General features: G+C 73.9%; 5 protein-coding genes. 2 read left to right on the forward strand and 3 right to left on the reverse strand.

Going from position 1 to position 4,450, the window contains the following annotated elements; translation table 11 throughout:
• On the reverse strand, positions 1–499 hold a 499-nt coding region (locus tag CCN56_RS31340), incomplete at its 3' end, for a TerD family protein (RefSeq protein WP_179200051.1).
• A gap of 176 nt (positions 500–675) precedes the next feature.
• Between CCN56_RS31340 and CCN56_RS31345 the strand changes: the two genes are divergently transcribed.
• Positions 676–1,614 (forward strand): AraC family transcriptional regulator, encoded by a 939-nt coding sequence (locus CCN56_RS31345; RefSeq protein WP_086831294.1) that lies wholly within the window; start codon positions 676–678, stop codon positions 1,612–1,614.
• Between the two features lie 230 nt (positions 1,615–1,844).
• Here the strand turns inward: CCN56_RS31345 and CCN56_RS31350 are convergent, their stop codons facing one another.
• On the reverse strand, positions 1,845–2,654 hold the full coding sequence (locus CCN56_RS31350; protein WP_086831295.1) for an NAD(P)-dependent oxidoreductase: 810 nt from the start codon (positions 2,652–2,654) through the stop codon (positions 1,845–1,847).
• Positions 2,655–2,819: 165 nt separating this feature from the next.
• Here CCN56_RS31350 and CCN56_RS31355 point away from each other — a divergent pair, with 165 nt between their 5' ends.
• Positions 2,820–3,749: a 5-dehydro-4-deoxyglucarate dehydratase gene (locus CCN56_RS31355; protein ID WP_086831296.1), complete on the forward strand. Its 930-nt coding sequence runs from the start codon at positions 2,820–2,822 to the stop codon at positions 3,747–3,749.
• Between the two features lie 7 nt (positions 3,750–3,756).
• On the opposite strand, the gene CCN56_RS31360 is transcribed toward CCN56_RS31355, so the two are convergent.
• Positions 3,757–4,425, reverse strand: a complete 669-nt coding sequence (locus CCN56_RS31360) for a GntR family transcriptional regulator (RefSeq protein WP_086831297.1) — start codon at positions 4,423–4,425, stop codon at positions 3,757–3,759.
• Positions 4,426–4,450: the final 25 nt, after the last annotated feature.

Raw genomic sequence — 4,450 nt, forward strand, 5'->3', positions numbered from 1 at the left:
CGTCCACCGAGACGCCGAAGTCGGTCGCGATGCCGGCGAGCCCGTTCGCGTACCCCTGGCCCACCGCGCGGGCCTTCCACGCGCCGTTGCGCAGATAGATCTCGACGACCACGAGCGCCGTCTCCGTGGCGAGACGCGGCGGCGTGAACGTGGCGATCACGGTGCCGTCGTCCGCGTTCCGGATGGTGGCCGTGGGCTCGATGCCCTGGAAGGTCTGGCCGGCGGCGTCCGGACTCGCGGTGACGACGATCCTCTCGATGCCGGCGGGGAGGGCGCCGGTGTCCACCAGGATCGCGTCGGGCGCGGCCCCGCCGCCGGAGCGGTAGGTGACACCGGGCCCGGTCGGCTGGTTGTAGAAGATGAAGTCGTCGTCCGAGCGGACCTTGCCGTTGGCGCCGAGCAGCAGGCCCGAGACGTCGAGCCGCACGGGGGCGGCCACGTCCACCGCCACGCGCGCGGCGGTGAGAGGGAGGTTCGAGCCGGGGGTCATAGCGGTCATGCCAGGGGTAACGATCCGGCCCCCTTTGCCGTTCCCTTACCCGCACCCGTTCGGCCCCCGGCATGCCGCGCATACCGCCGTTCCCGGTCAGATCAGTCGAATGAATATTCTTTCGACCCATGGGAGCTGTGGGGGGTGCGGGAGCTGTGGGTGGGATTTCGTTCCGGACGGGGGACGTGGACGAGGCGCGCGAGGAGCTCGGCGCGCGGTACTACGCGAACCGCATGGCCGTCGTCGACCGGGAGCGGCGTCCCTTCGCGGCCCGCTTCGACACCGTGGCACTCGGGCCGCTGGTCATCGGCGACCTCACCTGCGGGGCCGACGTCCGGATGAGCTTCGGCGAGCTCGGCGCGTACCACCTCAACGCACCGCTGAGCGGAACGATGGAGATCCGCCAGGGCGGCAGCTCCCCGATCGTCGCGACGTCCACCGAGGCGGTGCTCCTCGACCCCGCCGGGGACACCGTCCTCGACCGCTGGAGCGGGGACTGCCGGAGCCTGTCCGTGAAGATCGGCGCGGCCGAACTGCGCGACCGCCTCGAACAGCTGATGGGCCGGGTGCCGCGCGGCCCGCTCGTCTTCGCGCCCCACCTCGACATCACGCGCGGCCCGGGCCTGAGCTGGGTGCGCTTCGCCCGCCAGGTCGCCGCCGAGGCGCTCGCCGGAGAGGGGCTCGCCACGCACGAGCTGGTCGCGAGGCCCCTGCAGGAGGCGCTGCTCAACGGGCTGCTCCTGGCCGCCGAGCACCCCTGGCGCGAGGCGCTCGCCCACCCGGGCGAGGCGCGGCGCCCGGCCCCGGTCAAGCGCGCGATGGACGCGGTGCGGGAGCGCCCCGAGCACCCGTTCACGAGCACCGAACTCGCGGCCCTGGCCCGGGTGAGCGTGCGCCGCCTCCAGGAGTCCTTCCGGGAGTACGTGGGGATGTCGCCGATGGCGTACGTGCGGGAGGTCCGGCTCGACCGGGTCCGCGAGGAGCTGCGGGCGGCCGCGCCGGACGAGGTGAGCGTGAGCGAGGTGGCCTGGCGCTGGGGCTTCGCCCATCCGGGCCGGTTCGCGGCCCGCTACCGGGAGAGGTTCGGCGAATCGCCGTCCCGGACGCTCCGCGCGGGGCGCTGAGCCCGGGGCCTGTCCGGCGGATCGGGCCACAGCCGTGTGCGCCGGTGCGTGCTCCCGTGCATCAACCCGTCGCGCAATCCGGACAGCTGCCGCGTTCCGCGGCTCGCGATGATCTTCGGCCGGACCTACGGTGAGCGGGTCAGGTGCGCCAGGGTGCACCGAGGCCCGGGCCCCGGCCGGCTCCCCCGTATCAGTCCGGCCGGGTCCTGCGTACCCCTGTCCGGTCCTCCTCAGTGCGGCCGGCGGGGCGGGTCCACGCAGAAGTGGCCGCCCAGGTAGAGGTCGTCGGCACTGCCCTCCACCAGGGGGCCCTGCTCGGCGAGGATCTTCTCCGCGTACGCCTCCGAGTCGTCCTCCGGCGCGTAACCGAGCGCCCGGGCCGTGGAGAGGTCCCACCACGCGCGCGTGTTGGCGGACGAGCCGTACACGACCGTGTGGGCCACGTCCCCGGCCGTGAGCGCCGCGTGCAGGAGGCGGGCGCAGTCGCCGGGGCTGAGCCACAGCGAGAGCATCCGTACCGAGGTGGGCTCCGGGTGGCAGGAGCCGATGCGGAGGGAGACGGTCTCGATGCCGTGCAGGTCCCAGTAGAGCTGGGCCAGGTCCTCGCCGAAGCACTTGGAGAGGCCGTAGAAGGTGTCGGGGCGGTGCGGGGTGTCGACCGGGATCGGCGGCTCGCCCTCGCGCGGGCGCCGGGTGAAGCCGACCGCGTGGTTGCTCGAGGCGAAGACCACGCGCCGGACGCCCTCCTCGCGGGCGGCCTCGTAGAGGTGGTGGGTGCCGGCGATGTTGGCGGCCATGATCTTCTCGAAGTCGGACTCCAGGGAGATGCCCGCGAGGTGCACGATCGCGTCGACGCCCCGGACCGCCTCGCGCAGCGCCGCGCGGTCCGCGAGGTCGGCGGTGATCGCGTCGGGAGCGCCCGGCACGGGGTCGACGTCCAGGAGGCGGAGCTCGTAGCCGTACGGGGGCAGCAGCTCCCGCATCAGCGTGCCGACGCCTCCGGCGGCGCCGGTGAGCAGGACGGTGCGGGGTGCGGTCATGGAGCGGGTCTCCTCCGTCGAGCGGCATTCACCTGAGCGGCGTTCGCATCCGTGGACACGCTAGGAAGGCGTCCGACGGAGCGTCAAGATCCTTGGCTGAACGGCGCAATCGCCTTGACCGGCCGATCGGCGCTGCTCTAGCGTGCGCAAAGTCAGCGTTCATGTATGTGGGTGATGGTCATACTTATGTACGACGGCCTGTTGTTCTTCCCCGTCACCGCCTTCGCGCCCGACGGCTCCGTCGACCTCGACGCCTTCCGCACCCATGTCCGCGCCGGCGTCGACGCGGGCGCCGCGGCCGTGTTCGCCTGCTGCGGCACCGGCGAGTTCCACGCCCTCGCCCCCGAGGAGTTCCGCGACTGCGTCGCCGCCGCCGTCGAGGAGACCGCGGGACGCGTCCCCGTCGTCGCCGGCACCGGCTACGGCACCGCCCTCGCGATCCGCTACGCGCGCCTCGCCGAGGAGGCCGGCGCCGACGGACTCCTCGCCATGCCCCCGTACCTCGTCGTCCCCGACCAGGCCGGGCTGCTCCGCCACTACACCGAACTCGCCGCCGCCACCCCGCTCGACGTCCTCGTCTACCAGCGGGACAACGCGGTCCTCACCCCCGACACCGCCGTCGCCCTCGCCCGCACCGAGGGCGTCATCGGCCTCAAGGACGGCCTCGGCGACCTCGCCCTCATGCAGCGGATCGTCAGCGCCGTCCGCGCCGAGGGGCTCGACCTGCTCTACGTCAACGGCCTGCCGACCGCCGAACTCACCGCCGCCGCCTACCGGGGCATCGGCGTCACCCGCTACTCCTCCGCCGTCTTCTGCTTCGCCCCCGACCTCGCCCTCGCCCACCACCGGGCCCTCGCCTCCGGCGACGACGCCACCGTCGACCTGCTCGTCGACGGCTTCTATCGACCGCTCGTCGAACTCCGCTCCCGGGGCCGGGGATACGCCGTCTCGCTCGTCAAGGCCGCAGTGCGGAGGGGAGGTCTGGACGTGGGCGAGGTGCGGCCGCCGCTGAGCGAGCCCGCGCCCGAGCACGTCGACGCGCTCATGCTGCTCGTCGAGCGCGCCAGGGCCCTCCTGGAGCAGCGCGGCGCGTGAGGGCGGGTCAGGCCTCCGGGGAGGCTTCCGGCAGCGCCGCGAGCAGCCGCAGCGTCGAGGCGCGGGTGTCGGCGACGTGGGCGCGGGCCAGGGCCTCCGCGCCGTCCTCGTCGTGGTCGCGGACCGCCTCGTAGAGCCGCTCGTGCGCCCCGCACATCGGCTCGCCGTCCGACTGCGCGGAGGTGAGCCGGAAGAGGCGGCGCAGCCGGGAGTCGAGCGGGGCCATCAGGTCCACCAGGAGCGGGTTGCCGGAGAGTTCGACGATCCGGCGGTGGAAGTCGGCGTTGAGCGAGACGGCCTCGCGCAGCCGCCCGGACTCCGCCGCCCTCCTCGCCCGCGCCAGGAGCCGCTCCAGGTCCCGCAGCGGGGCGGGGGTCGCGTGCCGGGCGGCGAGCCGCGCGGCCAGGCCCTCCAAATTCTCCCGTACGTCGAAGAGGTACGCGGCGTCCTCCGGGCCGAACTCCGCCACCACCGACCCCCGGCGCGGCTGCACCGAGAGGAAGCCCTCCGACTCCAGGCGCTGCATCGCCTCGCGCACCGGCACCCGGGAGACCCGCAGCTCGTCGGCGATCTCCCGCTCCACGAGCCGCAGCCCCGCCGGGTAGTCGCCCTCGATGATCCGCTCGCGCAGCTCCACGTACACCCGCTCCCGCAGGGACTGATGGGTGTCCCCGATGGCGGCGCTGCGGGCGGCGGGGCGG

Origin of the sequence: Streptomyces sp. NRRL B-24572, from assembly GCF_002156145.1 — a bacterium.
In the GTDB taxonomy this organism is placed as follows: domain Bacteria; phylum Actinomycetota; class Actinomycetes; order Streptomycetales; family Streptomycetaceae; genus Streptomyces; species Streptomyces vietnamensis.